Raw genomic sequence first — 24740 nt, 5'->3', positions numbered from 1 at the left:
AAAGCACGTTCGGGCCGATAGATGGCCCGAACGTGCTTTTCGCGCCAAACAACAAGGGGCGACACGCTGGCGACACGCCGAGAGAACCCTGACCGTTCAACCTCATTGGTGTCCGGCGCGGATGGCGCGCGGCGACGCACCCCACACCCGGCGGCAGGCCTTGTTGAACGCCTGCAGGTCCGGGATGCCCACGGCTGCCGCCACCGCGGCGATCGGCAACGTCGACTCGCGCAGGAGATGGCGGGCCCGGTGCAGCCGGCGCTGGCGGATGTGCGCCACGACGGTCGTCCCCGTCTCCGCCCGGAACAACCTCGTCAGGTGGTTGTGCGACACCCCCGCGGCCGCCGCGACCTCCGCCACGCTCAACGGCCCCGCCAGGTTCGACTCGATGTGGGCGATGGCGGCGGACACCGCGGCGTGTGGTCCCGTGGCGTCGGACAGCCGCGCCGTGTGCCACAGCGCCGTCCACACCGCGGCCACCGCCATGGCGGGCTCGGTCGCCGCGACCGCGATCGCCTGGCGCAGCAACGTCGTGAGCACGGGCGTGTCGGCACCGGCGTCCTGCATCACCGGAACCGTTCTGGCCGCACCGGTCTCGGCCAGGCGCAGGTGGACGTACAGGTGTTCCGACCGTCCGCGGTAGTGGTACGTGATCCGCTCGCCGGGCGGCACCAGACTCACGTGGCCGGGCCTGATCCGGTGGCGGTGGCCACCGACGTCGAGCTCGCCGTCGTAGCCGTACAGGTGGAACTGCCACAGGTCCGGCAGCCGGAAGACGTCACGCGGGCGCGAGGTGCCGTGGACACCGACTCCGAGGTTCACGACGACAGGAGGTTCGCCCAGCCGCACGCTCACCCGCTCCACGGTGAGAAATTACCAGTATTGGTGAGTGCAACCCATTACAAGACAACGGGAAACGCCCAGACTTCGTCGTGTGGAAACCACTCAACTGCTGTCGTCGGCGCAGGTCGCCCGGTTCGTGGCGCAGGGCTTCCTGCGGCTCGACTCGGTCGTCCCCGACGTCCTCAACCACGCGGCCATGGCGGCGATGCCGCACGGAATGCCCGATCTCCCCTACGGAACACCGCTGGCGGACGCCTACGAGGAAGGCTCGTTCGTCCGCCGGATCATGGACCTCCCGGCGATCGCGGGCGCCGTGCGCAGTCTCGTCGGCCCCTCCCCGAACGTCGACCACCACGCCGTGCACGTGCGGGAGCCGCACGAGGGCGCCGCCCAGCACCTGCACGCCGACGCCATCATCGACACCCGTCCCGACGCGTTCGACGTCCAGCTCATGTACTACCCGCACGAGGTCACCGCCGAGATGGGCGGCACGCTGCTGGTGCCGGGCAGCCACCTGCGCCGGACCAACGAGACCGACACCGGCCGCTACCAGAACCTGCGCGGCCAGGTGCGCCTCACCTGCCCGGCCGGCACGATCCTCCTGCTGCACCACGGGATCTGGCACGGCGGCCGGCGCAACGACTCGGCGCACCGGCGGTACATGTTCAAGATCCGGCTCAACCCGACGGTCCCGCAGATCCGCTGGTGGGACACCACCGACCTCGACTCACCGGAGGTGCTCGCCGAGCTCGACACCAGGATGCCCTGGTACGAGTGGGCGACCGGACGGCTGGAGATCTACAACCGGATCAGGCTCTGGCGGGCGCTGACGTGCGACCCGGACTTCGACCTCGACCACTGGGTCACCAGGGTCACCAACCGTCCGGGGAGGACCGCGTGAAGCAGCGAGTTCTGGTGCTGTACCTGGCGAACTCGGCGCTCGACGCCCCTGTCGTCGGCTGGTCGTCCTACGACGGCACCGGGCGGACCGCCCCGACGGCCGGCGACGGCGACGAACCGCCGTACGAAACCGGCGTGGACGCGCTGCGGGACGGGTGGCGGCTGTTCCAGGCCTCCCAGCTCATCCCGCCGAACCCCGGTCACGAGTACGACACGTCGTTCCTCAAGCACGAGTTCTTCTTCGAAAAGCTGGAGTGAAGGCCCAGGTAGGTCAGCGGACCGGGGTCGGCGATCGGGATCTCGTGGAAGCCGAGCCGGTCGTAGAAGGCCCTGGCCGCGGTGTTGGCCGTGACCATGCCGAGGTGAACGCCCGGCACCCCCTTGCGCCACACCGCGTCGAGGAAGGCCGACATCAACGCGCGGCCGTGCCCCTGTCGCTGGTACTGGGGCAGCAGGTCGATGTGCAGGTGCGCCGGATAGTCCTCGAGCCCGGGCACGAGCATGCGTCCGGGGTCGTGCATCAGCCCGATCATGACCTCGGACGGCGTGACCGGCTGGCTGGTCGGCGCCGGGTACCGGTGCACCAGCTTCGGCAGCCAGGACTCCCGGTACTGCTCGACGAACGTGGCCGTGTCGGCCGTGCCGAGAACGTAGCCGACGGCACGTTCGCCGTTGTCCAGCACGAAGGTGAGGTCCGGCGCCAGCTCGGCGTAGGGCCCGGCGAAAATGCTCGGCATGAGGTCGAGGTCCGGGTAGATGTGGCGCGAGTCGCCACCCTCGTGGGCGGTCCGGACGCAGATGTCGTACAGCGCGGCGTGGTCGTCCGGGCGGTAGGGCCGGACGACAGGTGATGGGCTCATACTCACCATCGTCGCTCACGTGGGAGCGCTCCCACAAGACGGTTTCCGACGAAGGCGGGGGCCGGTGACCGAGCGTGCCGAAATCGGCCGACGCGACTACACGTCGGCGAAGCGACCCGAAATCCCCTGTGGACGGTCAGCACGAACCCGCCGACGACGCACCGCCAGCAGCTCGGAAAGCGCTTTCACACAACGATTGACGGCCCCGCAAACCTCCCTCTACGTTGAGATTTCCGAGCAGTTCCCGGAAAGGCAGGGTCAATGCGCAGACGTTCACTCCTCGGCGTGGCCGCCACGGCGATCGTCACCCCTGCGGTGACCGGCAACCGGGCGATCGCCGACCCGCGAACACGGGGCAGGTCCCGCTGGGTCAACACCTGGGTCTCGATGCCTCAGCTGTGCGAGCCGCACAACATGCCGCCACCGCCCTTCACCCAGGGTGAACTGGTGCTGGCCAACGCCACCCTGCGCCAGACCGTGCGGGTGACGATCGGCGGCCGGCGGATGCGGCTGCGCTTCAACAACGCCTTCGGTGGCGCCACTCTGCCGATCACCGCCGTCACCGTCGCGCTGCCGAAAGACGGCAAGGCGGGCGTGCACGAGGTCCAGCCGGGCACGGTCAGGAAGGTGACGTTCAACGGACGGTCCTCAGTGGACATCACGGCCGGGGCGCTGGTGGTGTCCGATCCGCTCGACTTCCCGCTCGAACCGGGCACGAACCTCACGGTGAGCGTGTTCCTTGCCGACGGGCAGGCCTCCAGCTCGATCACCTCGCATCCGGGTTCCCGCACCACGTCCCACCTGATCGCCGGCAACCACGTCGAGGACGCGGGCCTGCCGAACGCCACGCCCACCGACCACTGGTACTTCCTGAGCGGTGTCGAAGTCGTCGCGGACGCCAGAGCCCTCGTCGTCATCGGTGACTCGCTGACCGACGGCCGCGGCTCCACCACCAACGGCAACGACCGCTGGCCCGACCGGCTCTTCGACCGGCTCCAAGCCGGTCACGACACCAGGCGGATCGCGGTGCTGAACCAGGCCGCCGGTGGCAACCGCGTGCTGAACAACGGTCTCGGGCCGAGCGTGCTGTCGCGGATCGACCGCGATCTGCTGGCGCAGAGCGGTGTCGCGTGGCTGCTGTTGTTCGAGGGCGTCAACGACATCGGCACGGCCGCACCCGACGAGAGCTCGCAGAAGAAGACAGCCGACGACCTGATCGCGGGCTACCAGCAGGTGATCGAACGGGCGCACACGCACGACATCCCGGTGTACGGCGCGACGCTGCTCCCCTTCGGCGGCGCCGGTTACGACGACCCCGGCGGCTTCCGCGAGACGGCCAGGCAGGCGGTGAACCGGTGGATCCGGACCAGCCGCCGCTTCGACGCCGTCATCGACTTCGACGCCGCCGTACGGGATCCCGCGACTCCCCGGCAGCTCCTGCCCGCGTTCGACGTGGGCGACCACCTCCACCTGAACCCGGCTGGGTACCGGGCCCTGGCGGAGGCGGTGCCGACGCGCCTCTTCCGAGGCTGAACCTACGGGTTGATCCTGGTGTAGGCGGGTTTCGGCCTCAGGTTCGAGTCGAAGAGGCAGGCCGCGCCTTCACCGGGGAACGTGCCCGGCACCCACGAGTGACGGTCGGTGTAGCCCCACGTGGTGAACTCGACGCACCGTGAGACGGCGTGGCAGTCGTCCCAGATCTGCTTGTACATGGTGGCCTGCTGGTTCAGCTTGTTCTGGTCGGCCGGCAGCTGGATGCGCACGTCGGCCTCGGTGATCGCGATGTCGACGCCGAGGGCGGCGAGCCGTTCGAGGTTCTGCCGGAACCCCGACGGGTAGCCGTACCGGGTCGCCAGGTGGGTCTGGATGCCGACGCCGTCGATCGGCACGCCCTGCTGCTTGAGCGAACGCACCAGGTTGTACATCGCGTTGCTCTTGGCGTTCATGCCCTCGGTGTTGTAGTCGTTGATGTAGAGCTTGGCCGAGGGGTCGGCGGCACGGGCCGCGCGGAAGGCGTCGGCGACGAAGTTGTCACCGAGCCGCGTCTGGAAGATCGACTGCCGTCGTGAGCCGTTCTCCTCGAAGATCTCGTTGACGACGTCCCAGGCACGGATCTTGCCGCGGTAGCGGCCCATCTCGGTGTTGATGTGCTGCTGGACCACGGTGCGCAGCTCGCCGCCACCGAGGTTGTTCAGCCAGTTCGGGTACTGGCTGTGCCACACCAGCGTGTGCCCGCGCACGGTCTTGCCGTTCTGCTGGGCGTAGTTGACGATCGCGTCCGCACCGGACCAGTTGAACTGGTTGCGGTTCGGTTCGACCACCGCCCACTTCATCTCGTTCTCGGGGGTGACGCTGTCGAACTCCCGCGTCAGCACCGATCGGTAGTCCGCCTGACTGCCCAGGGGCCCGGCGGCCACCGCACTGCCGACGTACCTGTTCGTGATGTCCTTCAACGGTCCCGCTGCGGTTGCCGGAACCGCCTGGCCCGTCACCATCACGGCCGCCGCCGCCGTGATCGCGAGAACCCGTGGTAAGCGCAACTTCATTGTCGCTCCTGTTGGGGTTGACTACATGCGTTTGCTCTCCGGCGGTCCGAGGTAGCTCGGTCGCAGTCCGCCGGTGTCCACGACCAGCTTCTGCACCACGACGGTCGGATCGACCATCCAGAACTTGAGCACGTGCGGTCCGGGGGTGAGCACGTGCCTGGTGGCAGTGAGGCAGACGTTGTCGGAGGTCATGCGCTCCCACGGCCGGTTCAGCAGGGAGTGGTCGGCACCGGTCGTCTTGATCACGTCCACGACCTGGGGTGCCGCGTCGTCGAACGACACCGCGTACCGCAGCCCCGGTACGGGCAGCACGCCGGCCCGCGGTGAGAGGTGCGCCCACACGGTCACTTCTCCCGCGGTGAACAACGTCATCCGGTACTCCAGCCGCGGACCACGGCCGGGATCCTGGCTCGCCGCGGTGACCGGGAACGGCTTCAGGCCCGCTCCGGTCCGGCCGAGGTCGGGGATGCGCCGCCACCGCACGCCGTTCGCGGCGATGCTGGCGCTGTGGTGCTCGGCCTCCATCGACACGTATCCGTTGGCTTCCATGAACCCGTGCCGCCACGAGCGCGGCACCACGGGGTTGCGGACCACGGCCTCGACGGTCACCGTGCGACCCGCGCCCGACACCACGATCGGAACGCGGGTCGTTCCCCTCGGCGCACGTTTCCAGTCGACCTCGACCGTCGCCCGCAGCTGTTTCTCGACCTGTCCCGTCGCCGGCCGCACGACCAGCCACGGCGCACCGGCGCGGATCGTGCAGCCGAACGGTGTGCGGCCGCGGTTGAAGGCGTCCACGAACTGTGCGGGCTGGGTCTGGAACGGGCTGAACTCCGGCAGCACCGGTGTGTCCGAAGAGGACGGCCACCACTGCTCCGAGCCGTCGATCGCGACGCCCATCTCGGCACCGTCGGCCGCGGTGATCCGGCGGACCGGTGGGAAGATCTCGTCCGGCAGCGCCACGTGGTCCTTCTCCGGCTGCTGCCACGGCGCGTTCGGGCCGTAGCGCTCGACATCGCCGTAGCCGATGTGCGGCTGCGTCTGGAACCCGTTCCACTTCCCACCGGCGACCACGGTGTTGAACCGGTTGGCCAGAGCGAGATCGTCGGCGAACCGCGCCTCGGTCGTCGCGGCGAGGTCGTTCGCCAGTGCCCTGCCTTGCCCGGCGTAGAAGAGGTTCGTGAACTCAGCGTGCCGCAGCTCGTACAGGTTCGCGGTGGCCTTCACCTGGTACAACACGAGTTCGAAGAAAGCGTCCCGGTACGCCGCCGGAATCCGTGCGGCGATCTGCTCGGCTCGCTCGCCGAGCTTGCGCCACTCCTCCGTCACCCGGTCGATCTCCCGGTAGTGGACCAGGCTGAACGGCGTGGCCTTGTCGTCGTAGACGATCGCGTTGCCCTCGACGTTGATGCGGCGGTTCAGCAGCTCGGGTTTGCGCCGCGCCTGGAGCGTGCCGTACGTGTGCAGCACCTCGGCGATGGCCGCTGCCTCGCGCCTGCCGAAGTTCTGTCCGGCGTACTCACGCTCCCATGTGGACAGTCGCTCCAACGGCAGTGCGGAGGGGTTCCACGCGTAGTCGAGGAAGAACTGGGTGGGCAGCTCGTTGCTCTTGAAGTCGCCGACGTTGGCCACCCACAGCCGGGAGATGCCGTACTCGGCCGCCTGGTGCAGCTGCTCCCACAGGTTGGCGAGCGCGCACGTGTCGACCCACTTGTAGTTGCGGCCCAGACCGACGTAGTCGAAGTGGTAGTACAGGCCGTACCCGCCCGCGCGTGGTGGCAGCGACTGGTCCGGCAGTTTGCAGAGGTTGCCCCAGTTGTCGTCGGGGAACACGACGGTGACGTGGTCCGGTGGCCGCAGTCCCTTGTCCCAGTACCGCAGCACTTCCTTGTACAGGGTCCAGACCTGCGGGATCTCCGCCGGGTCGCGGCCGGTGACGCGGGCCAGCACCTCCTGCTCGGCGGCGAGGATCGACTGCATCAGCTCGATGCTGTCGCCGTCGGGCAGCTGGGTGTCGCCGTTGCCGCGCATGCCGACGGTGACGACGCCCTCGAAGTCCTCGTCCACCATGCGTTTGATGCCGTCGGCCCAGTACGCCTTGATCGCCTCGGGGTTGCGGCGGAAGCTCCACTCCCCCGTGCCGCCGTACGGGTCCTGCCCCGGCTTGGCGTGGCGGTTCCACTCCTCGATGCCGCGCATCATCGGCGCCTCGTGCGAGGTGCCCATGACGATGCCGTAGCGCTTGGCGGTGGCGTGGTTGAGCGGATCGTCCTCGGCGAACGCGCGGCCCCACACCGCCGGCCAGACGTAGTTGCCCTTCAGCCGCAGGACGGTCTCGAAGACCTTCTCCCAGAACAGGTGGTTGAACCCGCCGGGGTGGCCCGGTGCGTGACCGGGCCCGAAGTAGCGCGGCGCCCACGTGCCCAGCGCCGGGTTCTCGTCGTTGATGAAGATGCCGCGGTACTTGACGAACGGTGTGCCGAGGCTGCGCCGGTCCGGTGACACGTGCAGCTCGTCGCGGTGCTCCACGGGTACGTCGTCCCACCAGTACCAGGGCGAGACACCGATGCCGCGGGAGAGGTCGTACGTGCCGTAGATCGTGCCGCGCGGGTCGCTGCCGGTGAGCACCAGCAGGCGTCTGCGACCTGTTCGCACGACCTGGGTCAGCGACGTCTCCCACTTGCCCGCGACGCCGGCGACGTCGAGGTCGAGCCCGTCGACGAGCGGGCTGCCGAGAGTGCCGATCAGCACCGCGTCACCGTCGGCAGGGAGCGCGTTCACGAGCTGCGGCTTGATCCCGGTGACGCGCTCGACGTCCGCCTGGAGATCGGCCGCGACCCGCACGACCCCGGGGTGGTCAGCGGCGCTGACCACGATCGGTGCCGCTCTTCTCTTCGACACCAGGGGAAAGCGTGCCGAACCGCCCTGCCCCGACACGAGGTCGGCCGCAGAGGCTGTTCCGGTGACGCTCGCTCCCGCTGTCAGAGCGGCCAGAAGCTGCAGGAAGTTCCGACGGGCGAGGGGCGAGGTCATCGTTGAGCTCCTCCTCCAGGTGTCAGCCCTTCACCGAACCGGTGAGACCTCCCACCATTCGGCGTTCGGCGAGCACGAAGAACGTGAGTGCCGGGATCATGGACAGCGCGGTGAAGGCGAGCACCTTCGCGGTGTCCTCGGTGTGCTCCGACTGGAACATCGCGACGCCCAGCGGGAGCGTGAAGTTGCTGGAGTCGTTGAACACCAGCAGCGGCAACAGGAAGAAGTTCCAGCTGCTGACGAACGCGAGCACGGACACGGTGGCCAGTGCGGGCCGGGACAGCGGCAGCAGGATCCGCCAGAAGAACCCGAGCCTGGCCGCGCCGTCGAGCAACGCGGCGTCCTCGAGCTCCGTGGGAATCGCGTTCATGAACGGCCGCAGGATCACGATCGTGATCGGCAGGGAGAACGCCGCCTCGGGAATGGCCACGCCGAGCGGGTTCTCCAGCAGCCCGAGCTGACGCAGCCACAGGTACAACGGCAGCGTCGCGACCCCGAGCGGGAACAGCAGGCCGAGGGTGAACACCGTGTAGAAGAACTCGCGGCCTCGGAAGACGTAGCGGGACAACGCGAACGCCGCCATCGAACCGAACGCGACGGCCAGCGTCGTCGCGATCACCGCGATCAGCGCGCTGTTCCAGAGCAGTCGCCAGAACACCGGCGAGGTCAGCACGTCCCGGTAGTTCTCCCACACCCACGGGCCGGGAAGGCCCGCCGGCGAGGAGTTGATCTGGGCGGTGGTGCGGAACCCGCCCAGCAACACGAACAGCAGCGGCACCACCGTGATGCCGACGACGGCGAACGCGGCCAGGTAGCCGGCGGTGTTGCGACGTGCCATCTCAGCTCACCGCCCTGGTCAACGCGCCGTCGGTGTCCCGGCGCAGTGCGAACCGCTGGTAGAACAACGCGAAGGTGAAGCAGATGATGAACAGGATCACCGCGACCGCGCTGCCGAACCCGAACTCGTACCGTTTGAACCCGTGGTCGATCAGGTAGGTCGCCATGGTCGTGGACGCGTTCGCGGGCCCGCCCAAAGTCATGATCCAGACCAGGTCGAACAGCTGCAGCGACCCGATCACCGACAGGAAGATCCACACGCGGATCGTGGGCCCCAGCAACGGGAGCACCACGTGCCGGGTGGTCTGCCAGCTCGACGCGCCGTCGAGCGCGGCGGCCTCCCGCAGCTCGGCGGGGATGCCCTGGAGCCCTGCCAGCAGGAGGATCACGCCGAACCCGATGTACTTCCAGGTGATCACGACGAACAACGTGTAGAGCACGAGTCCCTGGTCGGCCAGCCACTGGTGCACGAACGACCCGAGGCCGACACTGCGCAGGACCTCGTCGACGAACCCACCCGGTTGCAACATCAGCAGCCAGATCACCGCGGTCACGGCCTCGGACAGCACGTACGGTGCGAAAACCACCATGCGCAGGAACGTCCGGCCGCGCAGCTTCCGGTTGAGCAGCAGCGCGAGGCTGATGCTGAGCGGGAGCTGCACGATGATCGAGAGCGCAGCGATGATCAGGTTGTGCCCGATGGCGCCCTGGAACACGTCACCGGTGAAGGCGTCGACGTAGTTGTCCAGGCCGACGAAGTCCGTCAGCGGGCCGAAGCCGTTCCACGAGTAGAGGCTGTAGTACGCGGCGACGCAGATCGGCACCAGGACGAACCCGGCGAACAGCAGCAGGCCTGGTCCCAGCAGGAGCGTGAGCTCGAGCCGGGTGCGCAGGCGCGACCGCCGCCGGGTGCCCCCGGCCGCTGGCGCGTGCGGCACGGGGGCGGTCGGTGGCCGCGTTGAGATCGCGGCGCTCATCACTTGTTCCCGGCGGCTGCTTTGCTGACCGACCCGACGATCGTGCTCGGGTCACCCTGTCCTGCGAAGAAGTTCGCGATCGCGTCGTTCAGCGCCTGGCCGACGTTGGTCGGCATCGCGATGTCGAAGTAGAACTGCAGGTGCGGTGACTTCGACACGTACTCCGCGATCTGCTTGTGCGTCTCGGTCTTCAGCGACGCCACCGCGGCCGGGTGGACGGGCAGGCCGGAGCCCGTCGCGGCGAGCTTCTTCTGCACCTCCTCGCCGACGAGGTGGCCGAGGAAGTCCGCGCACGCCTTGGCCGCACGCGTGGTGCAGGAGAAGCCGTCACCGCCGCCGAGGACGGCCTTCGGGTCGCCCTGACCACCCGGCACGGCCGGGAACGGGAACCAGCCGATCTTCGAGTCCAGGTCCTTGTCCTCGGTCAGCGACTGCATCACGTCCGGGTTCCAGTCGCCCTGCAGCTCCATGGCGGCCTTGCCGGTCGCGAGCATGCCGGCCGAGCTGCCGGCGCCCTGCTGGGCCGGGGTGCCGACGAAGCCGTCCTGGAACGGCTTGGTGTCCAGGAACGCCTTGAGGTTCTCGCCCGCCTTGGTGAAGCACGGGTCGGCGAAGTCCTTCTTCTCCACCGCGGTCTTCAGCGAGTCGACGGAGCACTGCCGGATGGCGAAGTAGTTGTAGTAGAAGGCATCCGGCCAGCGGTCCTTGCCGCCGACGGCGATCGGCACGAGGTTCGCCGTCTTCAGCTTGGCGACCGCGGCGTTCAGCTCGTCGAGCGTGGTGGGCGGACTGGTGACTCCGGCGGTGGCGAAGAGGTCCTTGCGGTACCAGAACCCGACGGCGTGCATCTGGTACGGCACGCCGTACTGCTTGCCTCCGGACTGCCAGCCCGTCGCGGCCTGGCCGAGCGGGCCGATCCAGCTCTTCGACGCCTCCGTGATGTCGGCGAGCTTGCCGGAGCTGAGCTGCGAGACCAGTGAGCCACCGCCCCACTGCTGGAAGATGTCCGGTGGTGTGTTGCCCTGCAGCGCAAGGGGCACCTTGGTCTGGAACTGCTCGTTCTGCAGCGGCTCGATCGTGAACGAGACGTCCTGGTGGGTCTTGTGGAAGTCGTCGGCGATCTGCTGCCAGATCGTCTTCATCGGTTCCGTGGTCCGGTTGTGCCACCAGGTGAGCGTGACCGGACCGTTGGCTGAGGCGTCGCCGCCACCCGAACCACTGCACGCGGCGAGCAGGAGCGTCGCTGCGGCGGCGAGGGCGACGGACAACTTGTGCACAGAACGCATTGAGGTCCACTCCTGACGACGGTGGCCGAGTTGGACAGGCGGTGAGCGGTGCGCGACGGGTAGTGAGAATTGCGCGTCCGCCGCCGTGTGTCAATCGTTGTCGATAACGTTTTACAACGCTAGCCTGGCCCCCGTGCCTCCCCGCTCTCGTGTCACGATCCGTGACGTCGCCGCTCAGGCCGGCGTCTCGGTCGCCACCGTGTCCAAGGTCCTGAACCAGCGCTACGGCGTCTCCGCCGACACGTTCGCGAAGGTGACGGCCGTGATCAAGGAGCTGGGGTACGAGGCGAGCCTGGTCGCGCAGAGCCTGCGCAACCACCGCACCAACGTGATCGGCATCCTGGTCGCCGACATCGAGCCGTTCAGCACCGAACTGCTCAAGGGCGCGGCCGACGCCATCCGCGGCACCGGTTTCGAGCTGGTCGTGTACTCGGCGGGTGGACGCACCGGCGACCCGGAGGGCTGGGAGCAGCGTTACCTGACGCGGCTCAGCGGCACCCTGGTCGACGGTGCCGTGCTCGTCACGCCCGCCGTCGACCTCGAAGGCCTGCCCGGCACACCCGTCGTCGCCGTCGACCCGCACACCGGGCGCGCGGCACTGCCCACAGTGGACTCCGACAACCTCCACGGCGGACGGCTCGCCACCGAGCACCTGCTCGCGCTCGGCCACCGCCGGATCGCCCTGCTCACCGGCCGCGAGGACCTGAAGTCCGCCCAGCAGCGCGAAACCGGCTACCGGGGCGCGCTCGCCAGCGCGGGCATCGAGGTCGAGGAGAGCCTGATCCGCCGCGGTGACTACGACCACGACGTGGCGGCCGACTCGGCACGGGCGCTGCTGAGCGGACCCGACCGTCCGACCGCCGTGTTCGCCGCCAACGACATCTCCGCCATCGGTGCCATCGAGGCCGCGCTCGAGCTCGGCCTGAGGGTGCCGGAGGACCTCTCGGTGGTCGGCTTCGACAACATCCCCGAGTCCGCGCTGTGCACCCCTCCGCTCACGACGGTGCAACAGCCGATCCGGGAGATGGGCCAGCGCGCCGTCACGTTGCTGGTCCGGCTCATCAACGGCGAAGAGCCGGAAGACACGCACATCACGCTCGGCACCGAGCTCGTCGTCCGCCAGACGACGCGCGCACTGCTTTCCTGACTCCAGGAGGACCTGTGACGACCGAGGCCACCACGTCCGGCGAGCTCTGGCGCGATCCGCAGGCCGCGCCGGCCGACCGCGTGCGCGACCTGATCACCAGGATGACCGTCCGCGAGAAAGTCGCGCAGCTGTACGGGGTGTGGGTCGGCATCGAGTCCGGCGGCGAGGTCGCACCTCACCAGCACGACCTCGCCGCGCCGATCGACTGGGACGAGCTCGTCCAGCACGGTCTCGGCCAGCTCACCCGCGTGTTCGGCACGCGTCCCATCGCGCCGGAGGTCGGCGCCCGCAGCCTCGCCCGCACCCAGCGGGAGATCATCACGCGCAGCCGGTTCGGCATTCCCGCCGTGGTGCACGAGGAGTGCCTGACCGGCCTCGCCGCCTGGCAGGCCACGGTGTACCCGTCGCCGCTGTGCTGGGGCGCGAGCTTCGAACCGGACCTGGTGCAGCGCATGACCGAGCTCATGGGCCGGTCGATGCGCCGCCTCGGCGTGCACCAGGGCCTCGCGCCGGTGCTCGACGTGACGAGGGACCTGCGCTGGGGCCGCGTCGAGGAGTCGATCGGCGAGGACCCGCACCTCGTCGGGCTCATCGGCAGCGCGTACGTCTCCGGGCTCGAGTCGGCGGGGATCGTCGCCACGCTCAAGCACTTCGCGGGCCACTCGGGTTCGCGCGCCGGACGCAACCTCGCGCCGTCCTCGGTCGGCCCGCGCGAGTTCGCCGACGTGCTGCTGCCGCCGTTCGAGATGGCGCTGCGAGCGGGTGCGCGTTCGGTGATGAACTCCTACACCAGCAACGACGGTCTTCCGGCCGCCGCCGATCCCGGGTTGCTCACCGAACGGCTGCGCGACGAGTACGGGTTCGCCGGGACCGTGGTGGCCGACTACTTCGCCATCCCGTTCCTGCACAGGCTGCACGGCGTCGCGGCGGACCGGGAGGACGCCGCGATCCAGTCGCTCGTCGCGGGCATCGACGTCGAACTGCCCACTGTGGACTGTTACGGCGAACCTCTGCTCGCCGCCCTCGACGCCGGCACCGTCGACGAGGCGGTGGTCGACCGCGCTCTCGAACGCGTGCTGCTGCAGAAGCTCGAGCTCGGCCTGCTCGACCCGGACTACTCCCCCGACGTGCCCGGCGACGAGATCGATCTCGACGACGCCGAGTCGAGGGCACTGGCGCGGCGACTCGCCGAACGGTCGATCGTGTTGCTGCACAACGACGGACTGCTCCCGCTCACCGGCAGGCGCAAGGTCGCCGTCGTCGGCCCGCGGGCGAACGACGCCGGTGCCGTCATGGGCTGCTACTCGTTCCCGTTGCACGTCGGCGTGCACCACCCGGAAGTACCGATCGGCCTCGACGTGCCCACCGTCGTGGACGCGCTGCGGGCCGACCACGACGTCGTGTTCTCGCTCGGCTGCCCGGTGCTCGGCGGCACGGACGAGGAGATCGCCGCGGCCGTCGAGGCCGCGCGCGAGTCGGAGGTCTGCGTCGCCGTGCTCGGCGACCAGGCGGGCCTGTTCGGCGCGGGCACGTCCGGTGAGGGCTGCGACGCCACCGACCTCAGGCTGCCCGGCAGGCAGGAGGAGCTGCTGGAGGCGCTGCTCGCGACGGGCACCCCGGTCGTGCTGGTGCTGCTGTCCGGACGGCCGTACGAGTTGCACCGCCAGATCGACCGGCTCGCGGCCGTCGTCTGCGGCTTCTATCCCGGCGAGGAGGGCGCGTCCGCGCTGGCCGACGTCCTCAGTGGACGGACGAACCCGTCCGGCAGGCTGCCGGTGACCTTCCCCGGCGCCGGCACGAGCCAGCCGTGGACGTACCTCGTCGCACCGCTCGGCGAGCGCACCGACATCAGCAGCGTCGACCCGACGCCGCTGTTCCCCTTCGGCCACGGCCTGTCCTACGCGCCGGTCACCTGGCTGACCGCCGGCGTCGAGGCGCGGGAGTGGCCGACCGACGGCACGTGCCGGCTGGTCACGGTCCTGCGCAACGACAAGGAGATCGCGACCACCGAGGTCGTCCAGATCTACCTGCACGACCCCGTGGCCGAGGTCGCGAGGCCGACGCAGCAGCTGATCGGCGCGGTGAAGGTCGACCTCGCACCCGGCGAGACCCGCACCGTCACCGCCGAGCTGCACGCGGACCTCACCGCCTACACCGGCCGCGCGGGCCACCGTCAGGTCGACCAGGGCGACGTCGAGCTCCGCGTCGGCAGGTCGAGCACGGACGTCCACGCGGCTCTGCGGCTCGTGCTCACCGGCCCTCGCCGCCGCGTGGGGTACGACCGCGTTCTGACACCGGTCTTCGACATTCGGTAGTGTCCATTGCGGACAGGCCGGGTTGTCGGAGGAGTGCTCTGTGCTGGAGATCAGCGGACTGACGTGGGCCGTGACGATCGGGTTGATCGTCCTGTTGCTGGCGGTGGACCTCGTGCTCGCGGCGTGGCGCCCTCACCGGATCGGCTTCCGCGAGGCCAGTCTCTGGTCGGTGTTCTACATCCTCGTCGCCGTGGGTTTCGGCGTGTGGTTCGCCACGGCCCACGGCGGCGGGTTCGGTGCGGAGTACTTCGCGGGCTACATCGTCGAGAAGAGCCTGTCGGTCGACAACCTGTTCGTCTTCGTGATCATCATGACGACGTTCCTGGTGCCCGAGGAGCACCAGCACAAGGTGCTGACGTTCGGCATCGTGCTCGCGTTGATCATGCGCGGCATCTTCATCGCCGTCGGCGCCACGCTGCTGTCGTTGTTCTCGTTCATGTTCCTGCTGTTCGGCCTGCTGTTGATCTACACGGCCGTGCAGCTGTTCCGGCACCGCAACGAGGACCCGGACGTCGAGAACAACGTCGTGGTGAAGACCGCGCGCAAGCTCCTGCCCGTCACGGACGACTACGTGGGCGGCAAGATCTTCACGCGGATCGACGGCAAGCGCATGGCCACTCCCCTGTTCGTGGTGCTCGTGGCCATCGGCGGCGTCGACCTGCTGTTCGCGCTCGACTCGATCCCCGCCGTGTTCGGCGTGACCGAGCAGCCGTACATCGTGTTCACCGCCAACGCGTTCGCGCTGCTCGGCCTGCGCGCGTTGTTCTTCCTCGTCAAGGGCCTGCTCGACCGGCTGGTGTACCTGTCGGCCGGTCTCGCGGTCATCCTCGCGTTCATCGGCGTCAAGCTGATCCTGCACTGGGGTCACGTCGACATCTCCGCGTCGATCCCCGAGGTGCCGACCCCGCTCAGCCTCGGCGTGATCATCGGCATCCTCGTGATCGTGACCGTCGCCAGCCTCGTCAAGACGCGCAACGATCCGTCGGCGAAGGCGCACGCGGGGGCGCTGCACGGCCACAAGGAGCCCGGAACCGACTAGGGTTTCTGCCCACGCTCGTCCGTCGATATCGGAGGTGCACCGTGGGTGCCGGCACGTACGGAGACGCCGCTTACCGCTTCCTCGTTCCCGACGCGCCGCACCACAAGCGCACCGACTCGGACCTGTTCCCCGCGTTCGACTCCACCCGCGCCACCACGCTGAACGTGTTCCGCGCCAGGCCGGGTGTGCAGCGCCCGCGCCTGATCTCGTCGTGGTCGGGAACGATCGAAAGCCTGCTGCTCTCGTTCCCTTCCTACGGCGTGCAGGCGCCGGAACTCACGGCGGGCTACCGCTCGGTGATCAACGCGATGCGCATCGGGACCCGGTTCGTCGTGGTGCACCACGAGAGCGACCGGCAGCTCGTCGAGGAGTGGTTCAGCGGGCATCCCGCCACGAACGTGTCGTACGTGCCGATGCCCGACTACGTCGACTTCACGGACTGGGCGGAGGACGGCTACCTCGCGCTCGTCGACGCCGACGACACCGACGACCTCCGCACCTACCTGCTGGAACCGTGGTCGTTCCCGCGCTCGGGCGACTCGCTGATCGCGGACACCGCCGAGGAGTTCACCGCGCTGCGGGCGAGCCAGGCGCCGCTCGTGTTCCAGGGCGGGAACTGCCTGATCGGTGACGACTTCTGGTTGCTGGGCACGGACTACGTCCTCGACACGCTCGAACTGATCCGCAGCGGCGAGCTCCCGATCAGCGTGCCGGAGGGCCGCACGGAGGTCGAGTTCGTGCGGGAGCTGTTCCGGCGGCACGTGGACAGCACGCGCGAGCTCCAGCTCGTGGGCACGAAACGACCGTTGGGCCTGAAGAGGTACTACGCGACCGTTTCGGACGGGGAGTTCTTCCTCGACCTGCCCGGTGGCGGCACCGGGGACCTCCAGCCGATCTTCCACATCGACATGTTCGTGACGCTCGCCGGACCGGCGGACGACGGCCGGTTCCGCGTGCTCGTCGGCAGCCCGGCGCTCGCCGACGCCGCACTGGGCACGAAGTCGCCGTTCGCGTTGCAGACCGCCTACGACGAGATCGCGGCCGAGTTCGACCGGCTGGGCTTCGCCGTGGTGCGCAACCCGCTCGTGCACCGGCCGCAGATCACCCAGCGCCTCACGTTCGCCGCTTTGCGCGACTTCGCGGCCACCCCGGACGGTGCCGAACTGCGCGAGGTCGTCGCCCAGTTCACGGCCGCGGGCGCACAGCCGGACACCGTGGTCCAGGTGCGGTCGTGGCACCACATCACCTGGAACAACTGCCTGGTGGAGAACAGTTCCAGCGCTGGGAAGTCGGTCTACCTGCCGACGTTCGGGTACGGCGAGCAGGCCGACCTCGCGGTGATCGACGACGAGATGGAACGGCTGTGGACCGGTTTCGGGTTCTCGGTGGTCCGGCTCGCCGACTTCAACGCGTTCGCCAGCCGTCTGGGCGTCGTCCACTGCATCAAGAAGTACCTCGGACGGGGTGAGTGATGATCGACCACCTGGTCTACGCCGCGCCGGAGCTCGACGCCGCGGTCGACGAGATCGAGCAACGGTTCGGTGTGCGCGCCGCGGGCGGTGGCCAGCACCTCGGTCTGGGGACGCACAACAGGTTGCTCGCGCTGGGGAAGCGGACGTACCTGGAGATCATCGCGCCGGATCCGGGCCAGCCGGAGCCGGATCTGCCCCGTCCGTTCGGAGTGGACGGTGTGACGACGCCGGGCCTGGTCGGCTGGGCGATCACGTGCGACGACATCGACCAGGCGCGGACCGCGGCCGCGACCGCGGGTTTCGATCCCGGCGCCGTGATCGACGGACAACGGCGGACGGCCTCGGGTGACGTGCTGCGGTGGCGGCTGACCAGCAACGCCCTCACCGGCGGAGTCGTGCCGTTCCTGATCAGCTGGGGTGACACGCCTTCACCGGCGATCTCCGCGCCGCCCGGTCTCGTGCTGGAGTCGGTGCACGTCGAGCACCCCGAGCCGGCGCTGATCACGTCCTGTCTGCACGCCCTCGGCGCCTCGGTCGAGGTCCGCTCGGCCCCGGAACCCGCCCTCGTCGCCGTGATCTCGGGGCACGAGCTCAGATAAGTAACACTTGACTACTTAGTAACAGGTGTTACACGATCCGCGGCATGGATCTGCACGAGGCCGAGCCTGCACGCGATCCGCGGGTGCGCCGCACCCGTGCCGCGGTGATGCAGGCCGCCTTCGACCTGGTCAGCGCACGCGGCACGACCGCGATCACGGTCTCCGAGATCGCCGAGATCGCCGACGTCAGCCGCCGCGTCGTCTACCAGCACTTCGGCGACCTCGACACGCTGCTGCTGGAGACCGGCCTCGACCTCGCGCGGCGTGAGCTGCTGCCCCGCCTGGCAGATCTCCGCGAACCCGTGGACGGGCGTGCGGAAACGCTCGTCCTGGCCCGGCACTTCTCGGACAACCGGGTGTTCTACCGCGCGTTGCTGACCGGCTCCTGCGCGTTCGCCCTGGACCGCGGCCTGATCAGGCTGTTGCTGCCGCTCAACCGGCACGGCGTCGCGCACCGCTACGGCGACAAGCTCTCCCCGCAGGCGATCGACGACCTCGCCGCGTTCATCACCGGCGGCGCGGGCTCGTTCGTCACGACCTGGGTGGTCGACGGCGCGCCCGACCCCGAGGCCTTCACCGACCGGCTGCTGAGCGTGATCTCACTCATGATGGAGCTCAGATGATCAGCTATCTCCTCGAACGCAAGCTCAAGCTCTCCCCACCTCTGACCCGCAACGTGGTGGTGCAGCGGGATCTGCGCGTGCCGATGCCCGACGGCGTGGAACTGCTGGCGGACAGGTGGATGCCGCGCTCCGGTGGCGACGGGCTGCCGACCGCGTTGATCCGTTCTCCTTACGGCAGAGGCATGTTCGGCACGATGTTCGCGAGACCGCTGGCCGAACGCGGCTACCAGGTGGTGATCCAGAGCGTGCGCGGCGGGTTCGGCTCCGGCGGCACGTTCGACCCGATGCGGCAGGAACGCGCCGACGGCCTCGCGACCCTCGACTGGCTCGTCGCCCAGCCGTGGAGCGACGCGATCGTGCTGTACGGGCTGAGCTACCTCGGGCACGTGCAGTGGGCGGTCGCCGACCAGCTGCCGCCGCAGGTCAAGGCGATGATCCCGATCGTCACCGAGTCCGCGTTGACGCTCGAGTTCCTGCGTCCCGACGGCATCTCGCTGGAGACGCCGTTCGGCTGGGGCGTGCTGGTGGGCACCCAGGAACGCCCGCTCGCTATGCTGCGGAAACCGTTCCAGGACCGCAAGACCGCCAAGGCGCTGCACGTCCTCCCGCTCGGCCGGGCCGACGTGGCCGCGCTCGGCGAACCTTCCGCGTACATCCAGGACATCCTCACCCACGACGCCGGTTCCGCGCGCTGGGAAGGACTCGACCACAGCCCGCGGGTCGCCGGCGTGACGGTGCCGGTCAGCTCGATCGGGGGCTGGTACGACATCTTCCTGCCCGGTCAGCTGCGCGACTACCGGGTGTTGCAGGACAACGGCCGGAACGCGCGGCTGACCGTCGGGCCGTGGACGCACACCGACATCACCGGCACGCCCGTCGAAGAGGCCTTGGAGTTCGGTCTCGCCCACGCCAACGGAGTGACGCCGCCGCACCGCGAGCCGGTCCGGCTGTACGTCATGGGCGAGGAGGCCTGGCGCGACTTCCCGTCGTGGCCGCCGCCCGGCTACTCGCCGCAGCGCTTCCACCTCGCTTCCGGAGGTGTGCTCAGCGCCGGGGTTCCTGCGGAGTCCTCAGTGGACTCCTACCGCTACGACCCCGCCGATCCCACGCCCGCCGCCGGTGGTGTGCGCCTGGCCGGGGACAGCGGCCGAGTCGACAACACCGCTCTGGAGGCGCGGCCGGACGTGCTCACCTACACCACACCGGTGCTGGAGGAGGACGTCGAGGTCATCGGTGACGTGAGCGCCGAGATCTGGTTCTCGTCCAGCCTGCCGCACGCCGACGTGTTCGTGCGGCTCTGCGACGTCGACCCTGACGGCCGGTCGTGGAACGTGTGCGACGGCCTGGTGAGCCTGTCCAACGCCACCGAACTCCAGTGCGCCACCGTGCGGCTGTGGCCGACGGCGTACCGCTTCCGGCGCGGGCACCGCATCCGCGTTCAGGTGTCCAGTGGCGCGTTCCCGCGTTATGCGCGCAACCCCGGCACCGGTGAGTCACGGGCAACCGCGACGACACTGCTGGCCGCCGACCAGACCGTCCACTGCGGACAGTCCGTGATCACGCTGCCGGTGCGCTGACGGTCAGGGGCCCTTGCCTTTGCCCTTGCCGGACTTGCCCTTGCCGCTCTTGCCGTTCTGCTGGACCTGAACGGGCGGCTGCGCGGCGGTCTCGGCGACCGGTTGCTCGGCGACCGGCGCCGGCGTCTGGGTCTGGGTCTGGGTTTGCACAGCGGTGCTCGGCTGCGTCGAGACGGGCGCGGTGGTGGCCGGTGGCGCCGATTCCGCCGGTCCGGTGCGGTTCTGCGCGAGGAGGCCGGTGCCGGCCGCCGCGATCAGGACCGCAGCGGACGCGGCGGCGAGCAGTCCACGTGAACGACGCGGGGCGACGAGGATCTGCGTGTCCTCCGCGAGCAACACCTTGGCGCACTCACGCGCGGTGGGACGGCGGGCGGCGGACAGGGATGTCATCAGCGTCAGCAACCGCTTGAAGCCGAACGGCAGGTCGTCCGGCACGACCGGCGGCCGGTGCAGCCTGGCCACGGCCGCCTCGATCTCGGCGCCCTCGTACTCGCGGTGCCCACTCAGGCATTCCAGCAGCACCAACCCCAGCGCGTACACGTCGACCGCCGGGGTGATCTCGCCGCCGCGCACCTGCTCCGGCGCCAGGTAGGCCGCCGTGCCGACGACCTGGTCGGCCCGCGTGAACCGAGCGCCGTCCACGAGGCGCACCAGGCCGAAGTCGGCCAGGCGCGGGACGTCGTCCTCGCCCAGCAGGATGTTGGAGGGCTTGATGTCGCGGTGGACGAGCCCCTGATCGTGCACGTGAGCCAGTGCGTCGGCCAGTGCCGCTCCGAGGCAGCGCACGTCCTCGACGTGCATCGGCCCGTGGTCGAGTCGGTCGCGCAACGTGCGGCCCTCGACCAGTTCCAGCACCATGAACGGTGTCTCGCCGGTCGTGTCCGCGTCGTAGACCGTCACCAGCCCCGGATGCGACAGTCCCGCGAGCGTGCGGATCTCGTTGTCGAACCGGCGCGCGTCCGCCAGGTCGCGGCCCTTGCGGAACAGCTTGATCGCGACGTCACGCGCGAGCACGGTGTCCCTGGCGCGGCGCACCTCGGCCACGCCACCCGTGCCCAGCACCTCGCCCAGCCTGTAGCGGTCGGCGAGAAGACTCCTGTCCGGCATGACCCGGGATTCCCCGCCGAACGGGTGACCTAACCGTCGGGGAAGTGGAGTCACCTCCATCAGGAGGTGGGGCCGCCGCCAGGACCGTGCGAATCGGCAGCGACCGAGGACGTTGGGTGGACAATCCAACGTGGTGGAACGCCGGTCTCGTTTGGTGACACCGTGTGCACTGATCGCCGTTGGCGTGACGATCGGCGGTTGTGACGATCGCGGGGCGAGCTGGGTGCGCGAGTTCCTGGCGGTAGACGCGGAGAACAGGTCGCTGGAGGACATCGCGATGCCGTTGTCGGCGACGGCTTGGCCGGGATCGGCTTGCGGTGGAGCTTGCGCGGGTCGGCTTGCGGTGGTTCAGCGCGGGTTCCAGCGGGGTGGTCGCCTTGTGCTGTTCGTGTCGCCTTGGGTTGGTGGTTGCGCATGCCGTATGACGAGCCGGGTCATTTCATCGCCGCTTCGCGACGATTGCGATTGGGGCTTGACTTCGGGGCCCTTGCGAGGCGCTGTGTCGGGCGGAAAAGGTCGGATGCTCCGCACCCGCCCGATCCGAAAAGGCTAGCACCTCGCACCCGAAGTCAAGCCCCAATCGCAAGCGTGCGTGGTCCCGTTTGTTGGTCGGCTCACCTCATTACCGGCTGCCCGATGACGCATAGCCCTGTCCGGCTCGGCTCCGCCATCGCGGTTGCTGGGTGCTCGGCTTCGCCGTCGTGGCGTTGATAGTGGGAGGTTCGGCTCGGCTCGTCATTGCCACTTGGCTTCAGCTTCGCGAGATCAGCCGAATTGGGCGTAGCCTCACGGGATTGGCCTCGCGGAATTAACCCCGCAGGATTCGCTCGTTGCAGGATTGACCTCGCGGGATCGACTCCTTGCGGCAGAAGTATCACGCAGAAGGAAGAAACGGCCACCCATGCAGCCGTTGGCTAGTACTACAGCCGTAGGCCGTGATCTTTTAGTCGTCGCTGGTAGTGGCATTGCCGGGCTCGGTGTTGGTGGCGTCGTCGCCAGTGTGACCAGGCCTCGGTGTGGGAACGCGGGTGCGGGGTGAAGGTCAGGGCGGCGTGCAGGCGCCTGCTCTCGTTGACGCTCAGCGGGATCAGGCCGTCATCGCGGTCTGCAGAGCCCCCTTTTGTGTTCTCGCGGTGACCGCGAGGAAGGCATGGGCGAGCATCGCGAGGGTGATGTGCCGGTACGAGGCGCCGTACTTGCGGACCTGGTAGTGGTCCAGGCCGACCTCGTTCTTGGCCGCCTGGAAGCATTCCTCGACCGCCCATCGGCTTCCGGCCACCAGGACCAGCACGTCCAGCGAGGCCGGTTTCGGTGTGTGGCAGAGGAAGTACGCCAGTTCGCGGACGCCCTTGGTGTTGGGGGTGAGCGAGCGGCGGATCAGCAGACTGTGGTGTTCGCCGGCGTCGACCAGTGCCCAGTCATACAGCCGTGGCCCCTTGGCGCCGTCGCCGCAGGAACGGCGCTGCCAGGCCGTTTACGGCACGAGCCTGGCCAGTGTGTCGGCGCGTCGCTTTCCCGCGGCGGTGGGGAGTTCCTGCTTGCACGGGATCGCCCTGATGTAGGCGATCTCCCGTTGTTCCAGCCAGGACCGCAGGCCGGGGTTCTGGCCGTAGGCCTCGTCGGCGGTGAACCAGGAGAACGGCACCCCGGCCTCGACGGCCCGTTCGAGCATGAGGCGGGCCAGTTCCGGTTTGGTCGCGAACTCGACCTCGTCGTCGATCCCGGCCTCGCGGCAGCGGTCCCGGTCAGCGCACCAACTGGCCTCGGGCAGGTAGAGCTCGCGGTCGATCAGCGCACGTCCGTGCGGGGAGGCGTAGGCCAGGAACACCCCGAGCTGGCAGTTCTCGATCCGCCCGGCAGTGCCGGAGTACTGCCGCCGCACCCCGGCGGACTTGACGCCCTTCTTCAGGAACCCGGTCTCGTCGGCGACCAGCACCGCCTGCTCATGCCCGAGATGGTCGACTACATATCCACGCAGGTCGTCACGCACCTTGCCCACGTCCCACGCCGCGTGATTGAGCAGACGCTGCATACCGTCCGGGGTGGCCTCGCCGGCCTGCTCGGCCAGGGTCCACCCGTTCTTGCGTTCGGTCCGCGACAGCAGGCCCAGCACATACGCCCGCGCCCGCCTGCGGGTCTGGACCTGCACGAACCGGCCCGCGCACCGGGCGAACAGGCCGTCGAACCCGGCCCGCCACGCCTCCAGGTCTAAGATCGGCAACGCGGCCACCGTTTCGCTTCGAGTCCCAACACACCTCGAAGTTGATCACGGTGGCCGTCTCACATCCCCGCCAGGTCATCGACCAAGATCACGCCATGCGGCTGTAGTACTAGGCGGTGTCGGCAGGGGTGCCCTCACCGTGGTCGGGCAGCGGTGGCGAGGGTCCGGGGTCACGGCGGCAGTCATCAACGTCGCCTCGCCGTGGGCAGGCATCTTGATCAACACCGCTTCGCTGTGGTCAGGCGGTGTTGATCAGGTTGCGTCTGGGACTTCGCTGTGGGTCGAGCCAGGCCGGTGGGTAGAACGTCGGTATCCCGGTCACCAGCCTGACTTCCCACTTGCTCTGGTGGATCAGGGTGTGGTGGTGGCGGCAGAGCAGCACGGCGTTGTCGACGGAGGTGTCGCCGCCGTCGGCCCAGTGGCGGATGTGGTGGGCGTCGCACTGTCTGGGTGGTCTGCCACAGCCGGGGAAGGCACAGCCCCGATCCCTGGTGACCAGGATCCTGCGGATTGCGGCGGGGAAGGTGCGGGTTTTGCGGCCGATGTCGAGCGGCTGGCCTGTGCCGCCCAGGACCATGGGGATGATGCCCGCGTTGCAGGCCAGTTGACGGGCCTGGTCGGCTGGGATGTGGTCGCCGTTGTCGAGGGTGGCGTGGCCGATCTGGTTGGCGAGGTCGTCGTAGGGCATGGTCAGGGTGAGGGTGACTGGTTCGCCGCCGTGTTCGGGGAGTTGGTCGGCGCGCAGCATCAGGTCGATCAGCTCGGCCAGGGCGTCGCCTTCGCGTTGCTCGCGGCTGCGCAGGTCCGGGCCCTCGTCCGAAGTCTGCGGGCGGGGCTTGGCCAAGGGGTCGATCAGTGCCTCGTACTTGGCGCCGGTGACCTTGTCCAGCTTGGCGCGGATCTCCAGCCGTCCGTTCTTCCAGCGCATGATGTGTTCGTTGCCGGGCGGCGCGGGCTCGGGATCGCGCGGCTCGGGGTCGTTCTGGTAGAGGCGGTAGAGCAGGTCTTCGCCGAACTTGCGCACTTCGTTGGGTTCGTGGTCGCGGGCGTAGTCGACCATGGGCGCTTCGGCTTCGGCGGGCAGCGTTTCCATGGCCTTGGCGACCACGGCGACGTGCTCGATCGACAACGCACCCTCCGCCACCGCCACGGCAGTAGCGGGCAGTTCGGGCTGGAGCTCGCTGCCGGTCGGAGTGATCGCTCCACTGAGCCGCGCGGCGGTGGTGACCCATTTCCTGGCGGTGGTGAGATCCCAGCGGACCGCGTGCCGCAACACCTGAGCCAAATCCTTGTAGCCGAGCTCGCTGGCGGCTCCGCGCCGTTCGAGCTCGGCGATTTCCTGCATCATCTCGCTCTCG

At 69.0% G+C, this 24740-nt stretch carries 19 protein-coding genes and 1 pseudogene; 10 read left to right on the top strand and 10 right to left on the bottom strand.

Annotated features, from left to right (window positions below):
- Positions 1-102 precede the first annotated feature (102 nt).
- Positions 103-855: a helix-turn-helix transcriptional regulator gene (locus ACFOWZ_RS00100; protein ID WP_382366893.1), complete on the bottom strand. Its 753-nt coding sequence runs from the start codon at positions 853-855 to the stop codon at positions 103-105.
- A 79-nt stretch (positions 856-934) separates the two neighbouring features.
- Here ACFOWZ_RS00100 and ACFOWZ_RS00095 point away from each other — a divergent pair, with 79 nt between their 5' ends.
- Together ACFOWZ_RS00095 and ACFOWZ_RS00090 are read left to right on the top strand one after the other, a co-directional pair.
- Positions 935-1744, top strand: coding sequence for a phytanoyl-CoA dioxygenase family protein (locus ACFOWZ_RS00095; protein WP_382366891.1), 810 nt, complete (start codon positions 935-937; stop codon positions 1742-1744).
- On the top strand, positions 1741-2001 hold the full coding sequence (locus tag ACFOWZ_RS00090) for a hypothetical protein (RefSeq protein ID WP_382366889.1): 261 nt from the start codon (positions 1741-1743) through the stop codon (positions 1999-2001). The genes ACFOWZ_RS00095 and ACFOWZ_RS00090 overlap by 4 nt, the downstream gene beginning before the upstream one ends.
- Here ACFOWZ_RS00090 and ACFOWZ_RS00085 read toward each other — a convergent pair.
- Complete coding sequence (locus ACFOWZ_RS00085; RefSeq protein WP_382366887.1) at positions 1944-2603, bottom strand: GNAT family N-acetyltransferase; 660 nt, start codon at positions 2601-2603, stop codon at positions 1944-1946. The two genes, ACFOWZ_RS00090 and ACFOWZ_RS00085, sit on opposite strands and share 58 nt — an antisense overlap.
- A 261-nt stretch (positions 2604-2864) precedes the next feature.
- Between ACFOWZ_RS00085 and ACFOWZ_RS00080 the strand changes: the two genes are divergently transcribed.
- A complete protein-coding gene (locus ACFOWZ_RS00080; protein ID WP_382366885.1) occupies positions 2865-4136 on the top strand; it encodes an SGNH/GDSL hydrolase family protein in 1272 nt (423 codons plus the stop codon).
- A gap of 2 nt (positions 4137-4138) precedes the next feature.
- Here ACFOWZ_RS00080 and ACFOWZ_RS00075 read toward each other — a convergent pair whose 3' ends face one another.
- The 5 genes from ACFOWZ_RS00075 to ACFOWZ_RS00055 are packed head-to-tail and all read right to left on the bottom strand — an operon-like array spanning position 4139 to position 11282.
- The gene (locus ACFOWZ_RS00075) at positions 4139-5149 is read right to left on the bottom strand and encodes an endo-1,4-beta-xylanase (protein WP_382366883.1); all 1011 of its coding nucleotides are present in this window, start codon (positions 5147-5149) and stop codon (positions 4139-4141) included.
- A gap of 21 nt (positions 5150-5170) precedes the next feature.
- A complete protein-coding gene (locus ACFOWZ_RS00070; protein WP_382366881.1) occupies positions 5171-8182 on the bottom strand; it encodes a glycosyl hydrolase 115 family protein in 3012 nt (1003 codons plus the stop codon).
- A gap of 22 nt (positions 8183-8204) precedes the next feature.
- Entirely contained in the window at positions 8205-9020 is an 816-nt protein-coding gene (locus ACFOWZ_RS00065) for a carbohydrate ABC transporter permease (RefSeq protein WP_382366879.1), read from the bottom strand.
- Position 9021: 1 nt separating this feature from the next.
- The gene (locus tag ACFOWZ_RS00060; protein WP_382366877.1) at positions 9022-9996 is read right to left on the bottom strand and encodes a carbohydrate ABC transporter permease; all 975 of its coding nucleotides are present in this window, start codon (positions 9994-9996) and stop codon (positions 9022-9024) included.
- Positions 9996-11282, bottom strand: coding sequence for an ABC transporter substrate-binding protein (locus ACFOWZ_RS00055; RefSeq protein ID WP_382366875.1), 1287 nt, complete (start codon positions 11280-11282; stop codon positions 9996-9998). Before ACFOWZ_RS00055 ends, ACFOWZ_RS00060 begins: the two co-directional genes overlap by 1 nt.
- Before the next feature lie 133 nt (positions 11283-11415).
- On the opposite strand from ACFOWZ_RS00055, the gene ACFOWZ_RS00050 reads away from it, so the two are divergent.
- Genes ACFOWZ_RS00050 through ACFOWZ_RS00020 form a run of 7 tightly spaced genes read left to right on the top strand, consistent with a single transcriptional unit; the run spans position 11416 to position 20054 of the window.
- Positions 11416-12429, top strand: coding sequence for a LacI family DNA-binding transcriptional regulator (locus ACFOWZ_RS00050; protein ID WP_382366873.1), 1014 nt, complete (start codon positions 11416-11418; stop codon positions 12427-12429).
- Between the two features lie 14 nt (positions 12430-12443).
- A complete protein-coding gene (locus ACFOWZ_RS00045; RefSeq protein ID WP_382366871.1) occupies positions 12444-14744 on the top strand; it encodes a beta-glucosidase in 2301 nt (766 codons plus the stop codon).
- Between the two features lie 40 nt (positions 14745-14784).
- A complete protein-coding gene (locus tag ACFOWZ_RS00040) occupies positions 14785-15783 on the top strand; it encodes a TerC/Alx family metal homeostasis membrane protein (protein WP_382366869.1) in 999 nt (332 codons plus the stop codon).
- A 41-nt stretch (positions 15784-15824) separates the two neighbouring features.
- Positions 15825-17255 carry a hypothetical protein gene (locus tag ACFOWZ_RS00035; RefSeq protein WP_382366867.1) on the top strand — a complete coding sequence of 477 codons (1431 nt, stop codon included), beginning with the start codon at positions 15825-15827 and terminating at the stop codon, positions 17253-17255.
- A complete protein-coding gene (locus tag ACFOWZ_RS00030) occupies positions 17255-17854 on the top strand; it encodes a VOC family protein (RefSeq protein WP_382366865.1) in 600 nt (199 codons plus the stop codon). Before ACFOWZ_RS00035 ends, ACFOWZ_RS00030 begins: the two co-directional genes overlap by 1 nt.
- 44 nt (positions 17855-17898) lie before the next feature.
- Complete coding sequence (locus ACFOWZ_RS00025; protein ID WP_382366863.1) at positions 17899-18477, top strand: TetR/AcrR family transcriptional regulator; 579 nt, start codon at positions 17899-17901, stop codon at positions 18475-18477.
- A complete protein-coding gene (locus tag ACFOWZ_RS00020) occupies positions 18474-20054 on the top strand; it encodes a CocE/NonD family hydrolase (RefSeq protein WP_382366861.1) in 1581 nt (526 codons plus the stop codon). Before ACFOWZ_RS00025 ends, ACFOWZ_RS00020 begins: the two co-directional genes overlap by 4 nt.
- Positions 20055-20057: 3 nt before the next feature.
- Here the strand turns inward: ACFOWZ_RS00020 and ACFOWZ_RS00015 are convergent, their stop codons facing one another.
- The 3 genes and pseudogenes from ACFOWZ_RS00015 to ACFOWZ_RS00005 all read right to left on the bottom strand — a co-directional run.
- Positions 20058-21161 carry a serine/threonine-protein kinase gene (locus tag ACFOWZ_RS00015; RefSeq protein ID WP_382366859.1) on the bottom strand — a complete coding sequence of 368 codons (1104 nt, stop codon included), beginning with the start codon at positions 21159-21161 and terminating at the stop codon, positions 20058-20060.
- 1132 nt (positions 21162-22293) lie between these two features.
- Positions 22294-23376 (bottom strand): annotated as a pseudogene (locus ACFOWZ_RS00010) (IS701 family transposase); the annotation flags it as partial.
- Between the two features lie 244 nt (positions 23377-23620).
- A partial coding sequence (locus ACFOWZ_RS00005; RefSeq protein WP_382366857.1) for an HNH endonuclease signature motif containing protein occupies positions 23621-24740 on the bottom strand: 1120 nt, incomplete at its 5' end.

The organism is Lentzea rhizosphaerae, from assembly GCF_042649515.1.
Taxonomy (GTDB): domain Bacteria; phylum Actinomycetota; class Actinomycetes; order Mycobacteriales; family Pseudonocardiaceae; genus Lentzea; species Lentzea aerocolonigenes.
The sequence above is the reverse complement of the archived record's forward strand: the minus strand, read 5'-3'. Positions and strand labels throughout refer to the sequence as shown.